Source organism: Serratia sp. BIGb0234 (genome assembly GCF_024809915.1).
In the GTDB taxonomy this organism is placed as follows: Bacteria; Pseudomonadota; Gammaproteobacteria; order Enterobacterales; family Enterobacteriaceae; genus Serratia; species Serratia liquefaciens.
Genome location: NZ_JANUEI010000003.1, coordinates 370152 through 389247 on the forward strand (window position 1 = coordinate 370152; position 19096 = coordinate 389247).

General features: G+C 58.3%; 8 protein-coding genes. 3 read left to right on the top strand and 5 right to left on the bottom strand.

What is annotated here, in order from left to right; all coding sequences use genetic code 11:
- Positions 1-32: 32 nt before the first annotated feature.
- The 5 genes from M2407_RS14605 to M2407_RS14625 all read right to left on the bottom strand — a co-directional run bounded on the left by M2407_RS14605 (position 33) and on the right by M2407_RS14625 (position 6511).
- Positions 33-1076, bottom strand: a complete 1044-nt coding sequence (locus tag M2407_RS14605; protein WP_122080237.1) for a LacI family DNA-binding transcriptional regulator — start codon at positions 1074-1076, stop codon at positions 33-35.
- A 21-nt stretch (positions 1077-1097) separates the two neighbouring features.
- Positions 1098-2507, bottom strand: coding sequence for a sucrose-6-phosphate hydrolase (locus M2407_RS14610; RefSeq protein ID WP_259218600.1), 1410 nt, complete (start codon positions 2505-2507; stop codon positions 1098-1100).
- A complete protein-coding gene (locus M2407_RS14615) occupies positions 2507-3877 on the bottom strand; it encodes a sucrose-specific PTS transporter subunit IIBC (protein ID WP_020828643.1) in 1371 nt (456 codons plus the stop codon). The genes M2407_RS14610 and M2407_RS14615 overlap by 1 nt, the downstream gene beginning before the upstream one ends.
- Before the next feature lie 65 nt (positions 3878-3942).
- Entirely contained in the window at positions 3943-5352 is a 1410-nt protein-coding gene (locus M2407_RS14620; protein WP_020828642.1) for a carbohydrate porin, read from the bottom strand.
- Positions 5353-5581: 229 nt separating this feature from the next.
- Complete coding sequence (locus M2407_RS14625; protein ID WP_259218499.1) at positions 5582-6511, bottom strand: aminoimidazole riboside kinase; 930 nt, start codon at positions 6509-6511, stop codon at positions 5582-5584.
- A gap of 580 nt (positions 6512-7091) precedes the next feature.
- Here M2407_RS14625 and M2407_RS14630 point away from each other — a divergent pair.
- From M2407_RS14630 to M2407_RS14640, 3 genes are read left to right on the top strand one after another with little or no spacing between them, the layout of a single operon-like run.
- A complete protein-coding gene (locus tag M2407_RS14630; RefSeq protein ID WP_046372625.1) occupies positions 7092-8807 on the top strand; it encodes a ShlB/FhaC/HecB family hemolysin secretion/activation protein in 1716 nt (571 codons plus the stop codon).
- A gap of 10 nt (positions 8808-8817) precedes the next feature.
- Positions 8818-9348, top strand: a complete 531-nt coding sequence (locus M2407_RS14635; protein ID WP_020828639.1) for a toxin-activating lysine-acyltransferase — start codon at positions 8818-8820, stop codon at positions 9346-9348.
- 10 nt (positions 9349-9358) lie between these two features.
- A complete protein-coding gene (locus M2407_RS14640) occupies positions 9359-19096 on the top strand; it encodes a hemagglutinin repeat-containing protein (RefSeq protein WP_259218504.1) in 9738 nt (3245 codons plus the stop codon).

Below are 19096 nucleotides of genomic sequence, written 5' to 3' on the forward strand. Positions count from 1 at the left end.
AGCTCCTTAAGCGGAAAAAGAAAAACCTCAAGTCAGGGCTGGCCGAGCAGCGCCTTGGAACCGGCGTGGCGCCAGTGGATATTGCCCGGCAGGTAAAGCGCGTTCTGTTCCAGGGGCCGCTCGTCAATCAGCGCGCTGACCATGTCGAAGCTGTGTTGCGCCAGGGCACGACAGTCTTGGGCCACGGTGTCGATTTTCAGCGTCAGGCCATCGAACAGGTAGTGATCGTCGAAACTGCACAAATGCAGGTCGCTCTCCATCAACTGGTGCTGATTCAGGTAGCGCAACACCCCTTCCAGCAGACCACAGGCGGCGGTAAATAACGCTTTTGGCGGACGGCCCAACTGTGCGCACAGCTGGGCGAACATCTCGTAGCCGGAGCTGGGGTGATAATTGCCGTTGATGATCCATTCCGGTTTACACACCACGCCGGCGCGCTCAAGGCCGAGCTGAAAACCGGCCAATCGATCGCGGGTTGGCGAGATGCGCGGTTGCCCGCCAAGGAAATAGAACTCGTCAGGATGCTGGCGCGCGACGTTCTCCACCAGCGTAGCGGTCGAGGTCAGCGAGTCGGTGATCACCAGCGGCAGTTCGGAGCCGGTAATCAAGCGGTCCATCTGCACTACCGGCAAGCTGGCGTTAATCTTTTGGTATTCCGCATCGTTGAGCTGGCTGGAGGCGACAATCAGGCCGTCGACCTGACGCTGCACCAGGCTGTTCACCGCCATCATTTCCTGCGCCGGGTTTTCGTCGGTACAGGCGATCAGCAACTGCAAACCGGCCTCGCGGCACAGGGTTTCCAGCTCGCGTGAAATCACCGCAAAACCGTAGTTGGTCATTTCCGGCACCACCAGCCCCAGGGTATGGCTACGGGAGGAACGCAGCGAACGGGCATGGAAGCTGGGCTGGTAATGGTGCTCGCCGGCCAGCGCCAGGATGCGATCGCGGGTATCGTCGGACACCCGATACTCCTTGCTGCGGCCATTAAGCACCAGGCTGGCGGTCGATTTCGACACGCCGGCCAGTGCGGCAATATCACTGATGGTTATGCGTTTATTTTTTTTCACTGACGGCATCTGAATTCATCGAAGGATGCGTCATTCTAGCATGCATGGCGTCAGCGACCAGTGCTCGAGCGCCAGCTGCGCTTTACCGCTCAGGTACAGCAAGGGTTGTGGGCCGGGGAAGTAGCGCGAACTCATGGTCGCTTCGCCGTGATTGATAAAAATCTCCACGCTCGAACGGTCGAACAGTATCTGCAGCTGAGTCAGCTCACCGCGCCAGTAACGGTGTTCCGGCTGCCCGCTGCGCAGGTTGTTGCGCGTCAGCCGCAGCACGGTGCCATCCCAATTCAGGGCCATCGCCCCGCCAAAGTCGGCGTTGAACGCGCCGTTTGGCGCCAGCAGCAGTTCCGCGCTGTCGACAGGCCAGCAGGGCGCGTCGTCGGCGGTGCCCTGCCATTGGCGGTATTCGCCCCTCAGCTGTTGCAGTTCACGTGCCGGACGTTGGCAGAGTCTGCCGTTATGCAACGACAGCTCCCGTGGGCAGGTCAGAATATGGATCCAGCCATACTGCAGGGTCGGGTGGCAATCCTCGTCTTGCTCCGGCACGCCCATCCAGCCAACCAGTAGCCGGCGACCGTCTTCGGTCAGGGTGGTCTGCGGCGCGTAGAATTCAAACCCGGCATCCAGTTCGTGGAAATCCTGATGGTCGAAAGTGGCCTGTCGATAGTCCAGCCTGCCGGTGAAATACCCCGCCTGGTAAACATTGAGATAGCGTTCGGCCTCCGCCGCCAGGCCTTGCGGACAGCAGATAAGCACCTCGGCACCGTCCAGCGTAAACAGATCCGGGCATTCCCACATATAGCCGAAGTCACCGATGCCGTTCAGCTGTGAGCCGGCGATTTCACCCAGCAACTGCCAGTTGCGCAGCTCGGCGGAGCGCAGCAGTAAAACCTTACCGCGATCCTGCAGGTCACGGGCACCGAGCACCATGTACCAGTTGTCCTGATGGCGCCAGACCTTCGGATCGCGCACGTGGCCGCTATAACCCGGCGGCAGCGGCAATACAGGCCCGAGCTTGTCATAACCGCCGTGAGCATTTTCCTGCGCCAGGCATTGATAGGCGGTGCGCGAGCCGTCGGGATATTTTACGTTGCCGGTGTAGGCCAGCATGATTTTGCCGTCTGCCACTACCGCCGAGCCGGAATAACAGCCATGGCTGTCGTAGCAGGCTCCCGGCACCAGCGCCACCGGTTGGTGCTGCCAGTGGACCAGATCCGTCGACTGCCAGTGACCCCAGCATTTGTTGCGGTGATCGCAGCCCAGCGGGTTCCACTGATAGAACAGGTGGTAAACCCCGTTATGCTGAATAAAGCCGTTGGGATCGTTGAGCAGCCCGACGCTGGGGGCCAGGTGCCACGCCGGTCGGTGCGGATCGCGCAGCGCCTTGGGCATGCCGCTCATCATCGCCTGAACGGCCTGTTTCATCAGGTTTAGTTCTTCCATCATTCACTGTCCGTTTTGTATTTCAGCAACAACGAGAGGGTAAAGGCGCTGCCAAAGGCGATCACCAGACCAATGATATAACTCACCAGCGAACTGGCCTGCACGATTGCCATTCCCGGAATGGCCGTGAGCCCGACGGCGTTCATGCCGACATGATTGGCCACCACCCAGGCTCCACCGAGCGCACCGCCCGCCAGAGCCGCCAAAAACGGTTTCACAAAGCGCAGGTTGATGCCGAAAAGCGCCGCTTCGGTAATGCCAAGCATGGCGGAAAAGGCCGAAGGTACCGCAATGGCTTTGATTTTTGCGTCACGGGTTTTGAAATACACCGCCAGACAGGCGCCACCCTGGGCGATGTTGGCCATTGACCAGATCGGCAGCAGGAAGTTAACGCCGATATTCGGGTTACCGAGCAGTCCGGCTTCGACGGCGTGGAAGCTGTGGTGAATACCGGTGATCACGATAGCGGAATAGAGACCGCCGAACAGCAAGCCGGCAAACCAACCGGCGTGGGTAATCAACGTGCTGAGGACAAAGGAGATGCCGTCACCCAGCGCACGCCCGGCGGGCCCGATAAACAGCATGGCGACGAAGCCGGAGATCACCACCGTCAGGAACGGCGTTAGGATCAAATCCAGCGCGTTGGGGATCACCTTACGCAGCTGTTTTTCCAGTACGCTCATAAACCACACCGTCAGCAGCACCGGGAATACCGTGCCCTGATAGCCGATCATGGCGATCTCCAGCCCGAAGAAATCCATGGTATGGAAACCACCGGCCACGCCCCAGGCGTTGGTCAGCGCCGGATGCGTCAGAATGCCGCCGAGCGTGGCACCCAGATAGGGGTTACCGCCGAACTCGCGCGCCGCGGTGAAACCGATCAGGATCGGTAAAATGATGAACGCCGCCGAACTGAACATGTCCAGCATCACGAACAGGGCGCTGTTGGCATCGGCCCAGCCGTAGGTTTTCACCATGCCGAGCAGGCCCATCAGCAGGCCGGAGGCGACGATGGCCGGAATGATCGGCACGAAGATATTCGACAGCAGGCGGGCGATGCGTTGCAGCGGATTAAGTTTTTTAGCGGCTATGTCGGCGGCTTCCGATTTACTGGATTCGCTGACGCCGGCCGCTTTGATAAATTCCGCGTGCACCTTGTTGACCAGCCCGGTACCGAAAATCACCTGGATCTGCCCGGCGTTGCTAAAGCAGCCTTTCACCCCGTCCAGCTTGCCGATCGCCACTTTGTCTACCTTGCTGTCATCCACCAGCACCAGACGCAGGCGCGTGGCGCAGTGGGCGGCACTGGCGATATTTTCTTTACCGCCGAGCAGCGGCAATAGCGCGTTGGCGGTTGCGGTTATGTCCATGTTCACTCCCTTCATAAATAAAAATGCCGCCGCGATTTTTCGCGGCGGAAATCAGTTCATCCGCGTCAGAAGAAGTACTTGAATCTGGCACGTACGCCATAGCGCTGATCGTTATTGGCGTTGGCTATCTTGTTCTCGGCATTGGCCTCCAGCATCGAAACGTAGGCGCCGAGGTACAAATTGAAATTCTTCATATTCATGATGTTAGGTATCTGATACGAAGTATGGATTGTGTGGATGTCATACTTGCCCGGCTCGCTGAGCGGGTTGCTGATATCGGCCGTCATTCCGGCAGTGTTGAACTCTTTGATATTGTTGTGAGCATAGATATAACCCACTTCAAAGCGGCGCCACAGCACGTTGACCCCGGCGGTAAAGTCCTGTTCGCCGGAGGCGTCAAGATAGGCAGTGCTCAGGTTGGCGACCACGCCGTTGTCCGGATGAGTGGCAGTGTTGTTCCAACTGAGGGTCATGCCATAGCCGTTGCGCTTGGATTGGTCGACGAATTGTCCCTGACTGTCATGGTAGCCATAGGCGTTGTTGACCACGTTGCTTTCCATCGCCACCGCCGCGCTGAGCCGATCTTTTTTCCAGGCGATCACCGGCCGCAGGTAGGCGACATTCTTTTTGTTATCCAGGCTGTTGCCGTGATAGGCGTCGTCCTGAAACAGCGAGGTACCGTCTTCGACCAGCGTATTCAGCTCGAAGTAGAAGTCGCCGGCGTACTTGCTCAGCATCAGGTTACCGCCGCTGCTGCTACGACCGCGGCCTTCTTTCATCATGTAGATATAACCGAAGCCATCAGCATACAAATCGTTGGCGGTATTGCCGGAATACTGGATGAAGGTGTCCTGATTGAGCGGGAACATGTCGTAGGCTTCAAAGCGACCAATCTTGGTTTGCCAGTTCTTTTCGTTACCGAAGAAGAAGGCGGCATCGTCGAGGTTCATTTTGCCGGTCATGTCTGCCAGCGGTTGCACGCTGAAACCAGAAAAGTTGCCATCCGGGTTGCGGCGATAACCGTCCACGCCGACCAGTATGCGACCGTTGATATCCCACTTTTCTTTGTTACCGGGCTTCCAGTCCTTGTTGTCGCTGCCTTTCAACGACGTCAACTGGCCGCTGCGGCTGGCGCCGTCCAGGTTGAATTCGACGTCGCCGTACAGCTTGAGATCGGTTAAGCCGGTGAGCTTCAGGTTGCTGGCCGGTGCGGCGTGGGTTTCCAGCGTCGCGGTACGCTGCGCCACTTGTACGGTTTGCCGCTCGGTGTTGGCGGTACGCTGCTCCAACTGCTGAGCCTTGCGCTCCGCCGCCGTGGCGCGCGTTTCTGCCTGGCTCGCCCGTTGTTCGGCCTGCTGCAGCCGCTGTTCCAACGCATTGAGGCGCGCTTCGATGCTGTCGTTGGCGCCTGCCGCTGCGGCAGAGGTAGAGATGAGAAGCCCTGTAGTGATGGCCAGATAGCTAAGTTTTTTCATGATTTTCTATCATCCGGGAAGGTTGTTATTATTTTTTGCTAAATTGCTAAACCGGTTTTTCAGGATGAAAGATAGTGAGTTGCTGTGCGGCTGGCAATCAAGTTTGCTAACCCGATTCAGCTATTGTGATCGACTCCGCAAATTGTGCCTGAACTGGCAAGGGCGAATGTGGCCCCGATATTGTTTGCTTAATCTCGGGTCTGTCGGGGCCAGTTTTACTGTGGGCGGCTCAGCGGCGAAGGAAGGCCCGGAGCTCGTCGGCATGCGGCAGCGCGGTCATCGCACCTTTGGCGGTAGTCGCCAATGCGCCGCAGGCCTGAGCCTGAGCGATCACCGCCGGCCATTGTTCCTCCTGCGGCAAAGCGCCGATCTGCGCCAGCGCCGCCAGCAGGCCGGCAACAAAAGCGTCGCCTGCACCGGTAGTATCGACAGGGGTGATTGTGGGGGCACGGAAATGCCGGATCTGCTTGCCGTCGTATACGCATACGCCGTTGCCGCCCAGCGTCACCAGCAATAAACGCAGCGGGTAGCGTTGCATCATCCAGTCAATGGCACTCTCCAACTCACCGATATTGCTGATAAAACTCAGCTCTTCCAGCGAGATTTTCACCACGTCTGCCAGCAGCAGGGCCTTTTGCAAACAGGTGCGCAGCGCATCCGGTTGACGCCAGACCTCTTCACGAATGTTCGGGTCAAAGCTGACCCAGCCGCCGGCCGCCTTGATGTTCTCCATGGCGGCAAACGTGGTGCTGCGGCTGGGCTCCTGCGACAGGGCAATAGAGCAGACGTGCAGCCATTCATCGGCGTTGAATTCAGGCAGATCTTCAGGCTGCAGGAACAGGTCGGCACTGGGATTGACCATGAAAGTGAAGGAGCGCTCGCCCGACAAATCAAGGTCCACCACCACGGTGGAGGTGTGGTGACCGGGGTCCTGGAACATATGGCCAATATCCACCTGTTCTTCGCTCAGTACCTGTTGCAAGAAGGTGCCGAAACTGTCTTGGCCAACCCGGCCGATAAAGGCGCTGTCGCCGCCCAGGCGGGCAATGCCAACCGCCACATTGGCAGGCGCACCACCGGGACACTTAAGGTAACTGTTTGAGTTTTCAGGCACCAGGTCGACGACTGCATCACCCAGAACCCATACGCGATTAACCATGTTCAACCTCTGTTTTCACCCGTGTCAGATGGCGAGCTAAAATAGAAGAACCGGTTTAGCATTGCAACGAAAGAATCTGTCGCACCAGGCGAAAGGCAGCAGACTGCGAGGTGGCTATGACTTGATGGCGGAATAAGTTATATCGATTGTGAATAAGTAACGCATTGACAAATATAATTAAAAAATAGCAGGGCAATTAATCGCGAATTTGATTTCTGGTGGGAGCTAATAAAGTGGTTAATCGTATTTGAAATAGGAAATTTCTTAAAGGTTGTAACCTGTTTAGCGTTAATGACTCGGTGATGAATAATTGCATTGTTTAGATGCAATTATTCATGAATATGAATGCCGATTAAAATGGATCTATAAATATAGTTATTAAAAACAATTTGTTAGTTGTTATTTTTGGCTTGGCTTAACAGCGCTGGCATTAGCATTGCAGATCCTTCTTATTAAGCATTTTGTTACCCAGCGCCCATTACCGAGCAAAATTAAGTTGATCGTGAGCTATTCGTGCGCATAATGTTTGCGTTTATTTACAATTCTTATCTTTTATTTGTCTTTCGACAGGGAAAAAGTAATGCGCCACTCCGCTTACTCTTCGCTCGGCCTTGCTGTGCGCAAGGGCTGTATTCCATTTGGCTCCGTTGTCTTGCCGCTATTTATATTCAGCCAACCGTTGCTGGCGGCAACATCAAACAGCGAACAGCTGATCATACAGCAGCAGCGGCAAAAGGCGCTGGAGCAACAGCTGACCCCTCCGACGCCGGATGTGCGCTTGTCGCCACCTTCATCCAGTTTTGGACGTATTGCTTTCCCGCAGGAAAAACCCTGCTTCCCTATCGATCAGGTCGAATTGAGTGGCCAGGACAAACTCCCTCATTGGCTGCCGTTACAGCGCATCGCTAATCAGGCGCAGGGGCGCTGCCTGGGCGGGCAGGGCATTAACCTGTTGATGAGTACCCTGCAAAACCGGCTGGTGGATCACGGCTACATCACTACGCGCGTGCTGGCGCCGACGCAGGATCTGAAAAGCGGCAAGCTGCGGCTGGTGGTGGTGCCGGGTTACGTGCGGCAGGTGAAACTGACGCCTGACAGCGGCCATTACATTCAGCCTTACAGCAGCTTCCCGGCCCATGCGGGCAACCTGCTGGACCTGCGCGATATCGAACAGGGGCTGGAGAACCTGCAGCGCCTGCCGACGGTGCAGGCCAATATGGAAATCATCCCCGGCGAACAGCCCGGCGAAAGTGACATCGCCCTGAGCTGGAAGCAGGAACGCATGTGGCGTATTGGTGCCTCGCTGGATGATTCCGGCACCAAGAGTACCGGGCGCTATCAGGGTGGTTTAACGCTGTCGCTGGATAACCCGTTTTCGCTCAGCGATCTGTTCTATATCTCCGGCTCTACCGATCTGCAAAACCAGGGCGGCAAGGGATCGAAGAACATCACCGGGCACTATTCGGTACCGTTCGGTTACTGGATGGCCGGGGTTACCGCCAACAGCTATGACTACCACCAGACCATTGCCGGTCAGAATCAGGATTACCGCTACAGCGGCAAAAGCAAGAATCTGGATTTCCAACTCAGCCGGGTGCTGCACCGCAACGGCAGCCAGAAAACTACGCTGACCTATGACGTGCTGGCGCGCGAGTCCAGTAACTACATCAACGATACCGAAGTGGAAGTGCAGCGCCGACGCACCTCGGGCTGGCGCCTGGGGCTGCAGCACCGCCACTACATTCAACAAGCTACGCTGGACGCGGGTGTCAGTTATCAGCGCGGTACCCGTTGGTTCGGCGCATTGCCTGCGCCGGAAGAGACCTTTGGCGAGGCCACGGCGCTCAGCAAAATTGTGCAGCTTAACGCCCAGCTCGACGTGCCATTTAGCCTGTTCAGCCAGAATTTCCGCTACAACGTGCAATACCAGCGTCAGATCAGCGATACGCCGCTGACGCCGCAGGATCAGTTCGCTATCGGCAACCGTTGGACGGTGCGCGGCTTTGATGGCGAACGCACCCTGAACGCCAATCACGGCTGGTTCGTCCGTAACGATCTGGCCTGGCGCACACCGTTGCAGGGGCAAGAGTTGTACCTCGGCGCCGACTACGGCGAAGTGGGCGGTTACGGTTCCGACTATCTGGTTGGGCAGCACCTGGCCGGTGGCGTGGTGGGGCTGCGCGGCTACGCCTTCAAGGTCGGTTACGATCTGTTCGCCGGCGTGCCGTTCTCCAAACCCGAGGGGTTCAGCACCAGCCCGGTCACCCTGGGCTTTAACCTGAGCTGGAACTACTGAGGGCACGACCATGCGCATAGGCGAATACGATATCAGGGCGCCGTTGATCCTCGGCGGCGAAGACAGTGAGGCAGAAGCCTTTGGCGCGGCGGTATGGCTGTGGATGCATTCACCGATGCACCGCGACGCCCCGCTGCACACCCTGCCGACCCTGCTGCTGCCGATCATCAAGCGACAGCAATATGTGCTGGCGTCGCACCAGAATCAGCCGGTGTTTTTCCTCAGTTGGGCCTGGATGAATCAAGAGGCCGAGGCGCGGTATTTGACGCAGCCTGCGGTGAATATGCTGGAAAGTGACTGGAACAGTGGCGATCGTCTGTGGTTCTGCGACTGGATAGCGCCCTTTGGGCACACGCGAGAAATGCGCAATCTGATCGCTCGGGAAATCTTCCCGCACCTGTGCATGCGGGCGCTGTATCACCGCGGAGAGCAGCGCGGAAAGCGCGTGGTGAACTTTAAAGGCGCGCAGGTTAGCCATCAACAGGCGCAGCAATGGTGGGCGAGCCACCCGTTAGCCGTCGAGCCGTCAGAAATCCAATAAGGACATTGCCATGAACAAGAACCTGTATCGTATCGTTTTCAACAAAGCGCGTGGCATGCTGATGGTGGTGGCGGATATCGCCCGCTCCGGCCGTGCCGGGTCAGCCCGTTCGTCTGGTTTGGGGCATACCCTGAGCCAGTGCATAGGCAAGATGAACGCCGTCAGCTTTAGCCTGCTGATGGCGCTGGGGGCTATCCAACCGGTGCAGGCGGCGATTATTGCTGACGGCAATGCGCCGGGCGGCCAGCAGCCGACCATCGTCAACAGCGCTAACGGTACGCCACAGGTCAATATCCAGACGCCAAGCGCCGGTGGGGTTTCTCGCAATACCTATAGCCAGTTTGACGTCGACAAACAGGGTGCGATCCTCAACAACTCCCACAAAATGACTCAAACCCAGCAGGGCGGCTGGGTCGACGGTAACCCGTGGCTGGCGAAAGGCGAAGCCAAGGTGATCCTCAACGAGGTCAACTCCCGCGATCCCAGCCGTTTGAACGGTTATATCGAGGTTGCCGGGCAGCGTGCTCAGGTGGTGATCGCCAACCCGTCAGGCATTACCTGTAACGGTTGCGGCTTTATCAACGCCAACCGCGCCACCCTGACCACCGGGCAGGCGCAGATGAACAACGGTAACCTGACCGGCTTTAACGTCGAACGCGGTGAAGTGGTGGTTGAAGGCGCCGGTATGGACAGTTCGCGCCAGGATTACACCGAGATCATTGCACGTTCGACGAAGATTAATGCCGGACTGTGGGCGAACGATCTCAAAGTCACCACCGGTCGCAACAAGGTGGATGCTGCGCATCAACAGATCGACAAACAAAGCGACGAGCCGGCCACCCGTCCACAACTTGCGGTGGACGTGGCTAAGCTGGGCGGTATGTACGCCGGTAAGATCCGCATGATCGGCACCGAAACCGGCGTTGGAGTACGTAACGCCGGTAACATCGGTGCGCAGGCCGGCAGCGTGATAGTCACTGCCGATGGCCGTATTGAAAACAGCGGTAAAATCAGCAGCGGCGCTGATACGCAACTGGCCTCGAAGGGCGGCGTCAGCAACAGCGGTTCGCTGTTCGCGGCAGGCCATGCCGATGTCAGCAGCGACGGTGAGGTACAAAACAGCGGTTCTATTGCGGCCCGCAATAATGTGCGTATCCAGGCAGCCAGCCTGAACAGTGGCAAAGGCAGTACGCTGGCGGCCGGTGTGCAACAGGATGGTCGGCTTGGCGGCAGCGGCGAACTGGCGCTAACCACCAGCGGAAAACTGACTGCGCAGGGCCAAAATCTGGCAGCAGGCAACCTGCGTGCCAATGGGCAGGGCGTGGACATCAGCGGCAGCCGTACCGCGGCTACCCAGGTCACATTGGAAGCCGGGGCCGGCGATTTGTCCACGGCCAATGCGCAGGTTGAAGCCGCGCAACAGCTCACCGCCAGCAGCGGCAAGCGGTTCAATAATGACGGTGGCAAGCTGGCGGCGAATAAACTGGCGCTTAATGCGCATGACTTATCCAACCGCAAGGGGGAGATCACCCAGCTTGGCGAAGACAACCTCCGGTTGAACCCACAGGGCAAACTGGATAACGCCGGTGGCCGTATTGCCAGCAACGGCAATGACTTGACGTTGGAAGCGGGTCTGATCGACAACCAGGGCGGGCAAATCGTCCATGCCGGTAAAGGTGCGCTGGCGGTGAATACCGGTCGCTTGCAGGGCGATGGTGGCAAGCTGCTGTCCAACGGCCAGCTCAGCATGCAGGGCGGCGACTACGTATTGGACGGCGGCACCACTTCGGCACAGCAGATCGCGTTGGATGCCGGCAGTCTGTCTAACCGCAACGGCCAACTGGTGCAGAGCGGCAAGGGTGAGATGCGCCTTAATGCCCGCGAGGGGATTGATAACCAGGGCGGCCAACTGGCGGCAAATGGCAACGTCGCGCTTAACGCCGCGCGGTTGAACAACCAGAGCGGCAAAGTGATTGCTGCGCAGGACGGCAGCCTGAAGGCACAGGTCAGCGGCGCTATCGATAACCGACAGGGACAACTGGCGGCCAGCGGCCATACTCAGCTGCGGGCGGACAAGCTGGATAATCGCAAGGGGCTGGTTTCCGCCGCGACGGGCAATGCTGAGGTTACGGCGCGACAGGCGCTGGATAACCGCGGCGGCCGTATTGAGGCCAAACAGGCTCTGCAACTGACCGGTACCGGGCTGGAGAATCAGGCCGGGCAGGTCGTGGGCGGCGCGCTTTCGCTGGCGCTGGGCAAAGGGGCGCTGAACAACCAACAGGGCGTTATCGCCGCCAGCGGAGATCTGGGCCTGAGCAGCGGTGTGTTGAACAATGACGCTGGCCTGCTGCAATCCGCCGGCAATATGAATATTGACACCCAGGGCGCGGCGTTGAGCAACCGCCTGAGCGGTGAAACCGGCGGCATCCTCAGCCAGGGGACGTTGACGATCCACAGCGGCGCGCTGGACAACAGTCAGGGCATGCTGGTGGGCGCCGGGACGACCGATCTGTTCACCGCCCAGCTTGATAACAGCCAGGGCACTCTGGTCGGCAAGCAGAAGCTGAATATCGACAGCCTGGCACTGACCAACGACGGTGGACTGTTGCAGGCGGGCGGCGATGCGCGCATCGATACCCACGGTCAGGCGTTGAGCAATCGCGACAGCGGCAAGAATGGCGGTATCAGCAGCCTGGGCAAACTGACGATCGCCAGCGGTGCCGTGGATAACCAGGCCGGTTTTATCGCCAGTGCGGGTGACCTGCAGCTGCATGGCGAGCAACTGGATAATCGCCGCGGCACGCTGGCTTCAGAGAAGCAGCTGTCGGCCACCGCCAGGGTGATCAATAACCAGGGCGGGGCGATCAAGTCCGGTCAGGATATGACGCTGGATGCCAAAGAATTGCTGGATAACAGCAATCTTGGGGTGATTGGCGCAGGCAAAAAACTGCAGCTGGACAGCGCGCATTTGGTGAACAATCAGGGCACGCTGGTCAGCGCCGATGTGGCGAAGATTAACTTCGGCCTGCTGGAGAATCAGGGCGGCCAGTTGGCGGCACAGACGGCGCTGGAGCTGCACGGCAATAGCCTCAATAACAACGACGGTGGCCTGATCCAGAGTGGTGAGGGGTTAGATCTGACCGTTGAGCGGCTGACCAACGCCAACAGCGGCGACAAGGGCGGCATCACCAGCCAGGGGGCGATGAACCTCACTACCGGCGTGTTCGATAACGGCCAGGGCGTGGTGATTGCCGGCAAGGGCTTGCAGCTCGATGCCGAAGCGCTGCTGAACGGTGGCGGCAAACTGGTAGCACAGCAGGCATTGGTGCTGAATACCACCGGCGCAGGCGGCTTGAATAACCAGGGTGGATTGGTGCAATCGGGTGCGGATATGCATGTCGATACCCACGACCAGCTGCTGGATAACCAGAACGGTACCCTGCACAGCCTGGGTAAACTGCAGCTCAGCAGTGGCGACGTCAATAATCAGGGCGGAACGCTGGGGGCCAAAGGTGACTTTGCCCTGGCGGCGCTGAAATTGGACAACAGTAACGGCGGGCGGGTTATTGGCGAACAGGCGGTTCAACTCGCCAGCGCCGGTCTGGATAACCGCAACGGACAAATTCAGGCGGTCGGCAACCTGTTGCTGGACAGCGCGCAGGGGGTTATCGACAACGCCCTGGGGCTGATCCGCAGCGGCGCCACCGTGACGCTCAATGCCCTGCAGTTCATCAACGACGACACCAAGGCGGAAAATAAAGGGCTGGAAGGCCAAGCCGTGGCGTTGAACACCGGCTCGTTGAGCAACCGTGGCGGCAGCATTCTGGCTAACCAACAGCTGACTATCACCAACGGCGGTCAGTTGGATAACAGCGCAGGCCAACTGGCCGCCAGCGAAAACCTGCAGTTGCAGGGCGCGGCGCTTAACCTGCTGAACACCGGCGGTATCGTTAAAGCGGGCAAGCTGCTGGACATCAACGCAGCAGCGGTCGGCGGCGACGGGCAATTGCTGTCGCTGGGCGATATGAACCTGGTCAGCGCACAGGGCATCAATAACAGCGGTGAGATGATTGCCAACGGTAATTTCAACTTCACCACGCGGGGCGATGTGACCAACAGCGGCAAACTGCTGGCAGGTGCCAAGCTCGATCTGCGCGCCAATAATCTGTTCAATGCCGCCAGCGGCGAGATAAACGCCGGGCAGGATTGGCTGACGGTCAACGGTACCTTGACCAACTATGGTCTGATTGACGGCAAACATACGTTGATCCAGGCCAATACGCTGACCAACATTGGCACCGGTCGTATTTATGGCGATGCTATTGGCGTGCAAACCGTCACCTTTAACAACCTGGCGGAAAACGGCACCGCTGCCACGCTGGCCGGGCGCGAACGGGTGGATATCGGCACCCAAACGCTGAATAACTACGATCATGGGTTGATCTACAGCGGCGGGGACATGGCGATTGGCGGCCAGCTTGACGCCAACCACCTGGCCACCGGCCAGGCCGGCACCCTCAACAATCACAGTTCGACCCTTGAATCTGCGGGCAACATGGCTATTTCGGCCGGACAGATCAACAACGTCAACGACCGCTTTACTACCGAACTGGTCACCGTTTCCAACGGAAAAATCACCGAGTATCAGCAATCGGGCGACCCGGTACGCTGGACGGCCGGAGAACCGGGCGTTTTCGTTGACCGCAATTCATCAGACTCGCTGTTGAACCTGAATACCCCAGGGAAAACTGGGCATAACAACGACAGATTTACGCAATACGACTACAACCGCACGGTGCAGGAAACCCAGGTCAAGGAAAGCGATCCGGCCAAAATCATCGCGGGTGGCGATATGGCGATCAACGCCGGGCATCTGCTGAACGACAAGAGCCAGGTGATCGCGGGCGGCACGCTGGCGATTAATGCCCGCAGCGTGGATAACGTGGCGGTGCCGGGCCAGCGCCTGACCACCGACGTCGGCGAAGTGACCAGTTACTACCGCATCAAGAAGAAGGGTAAAGATAAGCAGGGGCACAATGCCACGGCCTATACGCCACCGACCACCATTCAGACCATTTCGCTGAAGCCGAGCCAGCTGATTGACCACGGGCAGGTGGCAGGTAACCCAATCGCCATTGCCCCGCTGACGCAGCAGGGCACCAATACCACTATCGGCGCTGCCGGTGGGGTCAATGCGGTGGTCAGCGGCAGTGATATTTCCGCCGGCCTGCAGACTATTGGCAGCGGCGCTCTGCCGGTGATCCAGGCCGTAGCGTTACAGCCGGGCCAGCAGTTCGAAGTCGCCAACAAGGTCAATAACCAGCAGGGCGACGCGGCGGACAGCGTGGTGCGCATTGTCGGGCCAGACACCCGTTTACCGGACAACAGCCTGTTCAAGACCAATCCGGCGCCGGGCGGCCAGTATCTGGTGGAGACCGATCCGCGCTTCACCAACCAGAAAGCCTGGTTGGGCTCGGATTACATGATGGGTAAAGTGACCAATAATCCGGATAACGTGTTGAAGCGCCTGGGTGACGGTTACTACGAGCAGCGGCTGATCCGCGAACAGGTGATCAACCTGACCGGCCAGCGCTATCTGGACGGTTTCAACAACGACGAAGAGCAGTTTAAGGCGCTGATGGATCAGGGGCTGGCCTTCAGCCAGCAATATAACCTGAAGGTGGGCGTGGCGCTGACGGCTGAGCAGATGGGGTTGTTGACCCAAGATATCGTTTGGCTGGTGAACGCCAAAGTCACCTTGCCGGACGGCAGCCAGCAAAACGTTCTGGTACCGCAGGTGTATGCCCGCATGCAACCGGGCGATCTGGACGGCTCCGGTGCGCTGATTGCCGGGCGTAACGTCAATCTCAATCTGGGCGAAGGCCTGTTCAACAGCGGCCATATCGCCGGGCGTGAAGTGGTGAAACTGAGCGCCGCCAACATCACCAACGTGGCGGGCCAGATTCAGGGGGCCGACGTTGGCCTGACTGCCCGTACCGACATTAACAATATCGGCGGGGTGATCCAGGGCAACAACTCGCTGCTGGCCAGCGCCGGGCGTGATATCAACGCCATCAGCACTACCCGTACGGCGCAGAGCGTTAACGGTGCCAACAGCTTCGAACGCACCAACATCGACAGCGTGGCAGGCATGTACGTGCAGGGAGCCGACGGCAAGCTGATGCTGCAGGCCGGTCGCGACATCAAGTTGGATGCGGCGCAGGTGGTTAACAGCGGTGAGAATGGCCAAACCCTGCTGAGTGCCGGGCGCGATCTCACCCTGAATACGGTGACCACGGCCAGCCGCGACAACCTGATCTGGAATGGCGATAACAGCCTGAAACAGGGCAATAGCCAGCAGGTCGGCAGCGAAGTGGTGGGCAAAGGGGCCGTGACCCTCAATGCCGGGAACGATATCACTGCCCATGCGGCAACGGTTTCGGCCGGCGATGCGCTGAACCTCAATGCCGGCCATGACATCAATATTCTCAGCGGCGAGAACACTCTCGATCTGGACGAGCGACACAAGGTGACCGGCGGTAACGGCCTGATGTCGAAAACCACGACCACCACCCGCGACACTCTGGATCGCCAGACCGTACAGGGCACTACCCTGAGCGGCGACAGTATTAATGTATTGGCGGGCAATGATTTACGCGTTCAGGGCAGCAGCGTGGCCGGGACTCAGGACGTGAAACTGCTGGCAGGGAACGATCTTAGCATCACCGGCGCGACCGAAAGCAACAGCGAACTGCACCTCAAGCAGGAGAAAAAATCCGGCCTGATGAGCAGCGGGGGTATCGGCATCAGCTACGGCACCGAAAGCCTGAAAACCACGGATACCGCGCAGGGGCTGACCAATCAGGGCAGCACCGTCGGCAGCGTAAACGGCAACGTCACTCTGGGGGCCGGTAATAACCTGGCGGTGACCGGGTCCGAACTGGTGGCCGGCAAGGACATGGCGCTGAGCGGCAAGAATGTGTCGGTGACGCAGGCGCAGGATCAGAACAGCCAGACTCACAAGGTTGAACAGAAGAAATCCGGTCTGACACTGGCACTGTCCGGCACGGTCGGCAGTGCGCTGAACACTGCGGTAGAAACCTCGCAGCAGGCGAAATCCACCGACGACAGTCGCCTGGCGGCATTGCAGGGTACCAAGGCGGCGCTGAGCGGCGTACAGGCGGTGCAGGCGGCGCGTTTGGCGCAGGCGCAGGGCGCCGATCCGGCCAATAACAACATGGTGGGGATCAGCATTTCCTACGGTACCCAGTCTTCCACCTCTACTCAAAACAGCGGGCAGAGCACCGCGCAGGGCAGCAGCCTGACGGCGGGCAATAACCTGAGCATTACCGCCAGCGGCAACGGCGTGAAGGGCCAGGACGGCGACATCCTGGTGCAGGGCAGTCAGTTGCAGGCGGGCAAGGACGTCACCCTGAACGCCAACCGTGACGTGAACCTGCTTTCCGCCAAAAACACCCAGTATCTGGACGGTAAAAACGAGAGCCAGGGCGGCACGCTGGGCGTGGGTATCGGTGTTGGCTCCGGCGGTATTGGGCTGAGCGTTTCCGCCAGCGTCAACAAGGGCAAGGGTAACGAGAAGGGCAACGGCACCAGCCACACCGAAACCACGGTTAACGCCGGTAATCAGGTCAACATTACCAGCGGGCGCGATACCAACCTGATCGGCGCACAGGTCACCGGCGAATCGGTCAAGGCCGACGTTGGCCGCAATCTGCTGCTGGAAAGCCAGCAGGACAGCGATCGTTACGATTCCAAACAGCAGAATGCCAGCGCTGGCGGCAGCTTCACCTTCGGTTCGATGACCGGTTCGGGCAGCATCAGCCTGAGCAAAGACAAGATGCACAGCAATTACGACAGCGTGCAGGAGCAGACGGGCATTTTCGCCGGCAAGGGCGGATTTGACCTGACGGTGGGCGAACATACCCAGCTTAACGGCGCGGTGATCGGCAGCACCGCCACTGCCGACAAAAACACGCTCGATACCGGCACGCTGGGCTTTAAGGACATTCACAATCAGGCCGATTTCGACGTGGAGCACCAGAGCGTAGGCATCAGCTCCGGCGGCAGCATTGGCAGCCAGTTCGCCGGCAACATGGCCAATGGCGTGCTGGTGGGGGCCAACAACAGCGGACACGACAGCTCAACCACCTTTGCTGCGGTAAGCGACGGCACCATCATCATCCGCGATCAGGACAAACAAACGCAGGACGTCAACGACCTGAGCCGCGACGTGGAGCACGCCAACCAGACGTTGAGCCCGATCTTCGACAAAGAGAAAGAGCAAAAACGGCTACAGCAGGCGCAGCTGATCGGCGAGATCGGCAATCAGGCGATGGATATTGCGCGGACCGAGGGGGCGATCGCCGCAACCAAAGCCGCCAACGAGAAAATGAATAACGTTACCGATGCCGATCGCCAGGCCGCTGCGGCTAAGCTGGCGAAAGAAAAACCTGGCAAGGTCATCACCGATAAGGATATCAACGAACAGATTTACCAGACGGCGTATAACCAGGCGTTCAGCGAGTCGGGCTATGGTACGGGCGGTAAGGTTCAACGTGCGATGCAGGCGGCCACGGCAGCCGTTCAAGGATTGTCTGGTGGTGATTTGACGGGCGCACTGGCTAATGGTGCCGCACCTTATATTACTAAAGTCATAGCCGACAGTATCGAAGATCCGGCAGCACGAGTCCTGGCGCACGCAGCGGTCAATGGTGCGTTGGCAGCAGCGCAGGGCAACAATGCCTTGGTTGGCGCGGGTGGCGCTGCGACGGGGGAACTTATCGGCATGATAGCGAGCGATTCCTACGGCAAGCCGGTAAGTGAACTGAATGAAACAGAGAAGCAGACGGTTTCGGCATTGGCGACATTGGCAGCGGGCCTGGCTGGTGGCTTGATTGGTGATAGCAGTGCTGATGCAATCGCGGGTGCGCAGACCGGTAAGACGGTGGTGGAGAACAATGCGATTAGCGATATCGTAGAGAATAAATTCTCTGGAATAACGCAGGAAGAAAAATACCAAAGAGCGCAGGATGAGCTTAAAGCGGCAGTAGAGGCCTACCAGCAGAAAACCTGTGCTGGGTTGAGTCCAGATGCTTGTTCGGCCAAGTTGCACGCTAACAGAGATGAAATGCTGAAAGGCGCCGCCGGTTTTGGTATAGACTTTGTACCTGTGGTGGGGGATATCAAGAGCTTTGCGGAAGCGCAGAGCGCACTGGATTACCTGGCCGCGACAGTAGGGTTGGTTCCTGTACTGGGCGATGGTGCCGGTAAGTTCATCAAGGCGGCAGAGAAAGCGCTGGCAAAAGGTGATGTTGCTGACGCATCGAAGTTACTCAATAAGGCCAGTGATGAAGTAAGCAGCGCCAAGTACTTCGGCCAAGAAAGGAAGTATTGGTCTGCTGAACCAATACAATTTAATGGTAACAAGGTCTATCAGCGGAATGATTTGTTTGATCCTAATGCTGTAGATGCCAGGGGGCGAAGCAATATTCAAAGGATGGAAAAAGGGTTGGCACCACTTGATGCAAATGGAAACTCTGTGAATTTACATCATATGTTGCAACGTCAAGATGGCCCTATAGCGGAGGTAACTCAAGCTTTCCATAAAGAGAATCATGGGGTTATCCATATCAATGATAACAGTATTCCTTCTGGCATTAATCGGACTGAGTTTGACAAATGGCGTTCTAATTACTGGAAAGAACGTGCTCAGGCTTTTAAAAGGTAG

What these genes read in the sequence shown, in the direction of transcription:
- M2407_RS14605 (WP_122080237.1), bottom strand. Translation starts at nt 1,076, where the DNA reads ATGCCGTCAGTGAAAAAAAATAAACGCATAACCATCAGTGATATTGCC.
- M2407_RS14610 (WP_259218600.1), bottom strand. Translation starts at nt 2,507, where the DNA reads ATGGAAGAACTAAACCTGATGAAACAGGCCGTTCAGGCGATGATGAGC.
- M2407_RS14615 (WP_020828643.1), bottom strand. Translation starts at nt 3,877, where the DNA reads ATGGACATAACCGCAACCGCCAACGCGCTATTGCCGCTGCTCGGCGGT.
- M2407_RS14625 (WP_259218499.1), bottom strand. Translation starts at nt 6,511, where the DNA reads ATGGTTAATCGCGTATGGGTTCTGGGTGATGCAGTCGTCGACCTGGTG.
- M2407_RS14640 (WP_259218504.1), top strand. Translation starts at nt 9,359, where the DNA reads ATGAACAAGAACCTGTATCGTATCGTTTTCAACAAAGCGCGTGGCATG.
- M2407_RS14635 (WP_020828639.1), top strand. Translation starts at nt 8,818, where the DNA reads ATGCGCATAGGCGAATACGATATCAGGGCGCCGTTGATCCTCGGCGGC.
- M2407_RS14620 (WP_020828642.1), bottom strand. Translation starts at nt 5,352, where the DNA reads ATGAAAAAACTTAGCTATCTGGCCATCACTACAGGGCTTCTCATCTCT.
- M2407_RS14630 (WP_046372625.1), top strand. Translation starts at nt 7,092, where the DNA reads ATGCGCCACTCCGCTTACTCTTCGCTCGGCCTTGCTGTGCGCAAGGGC.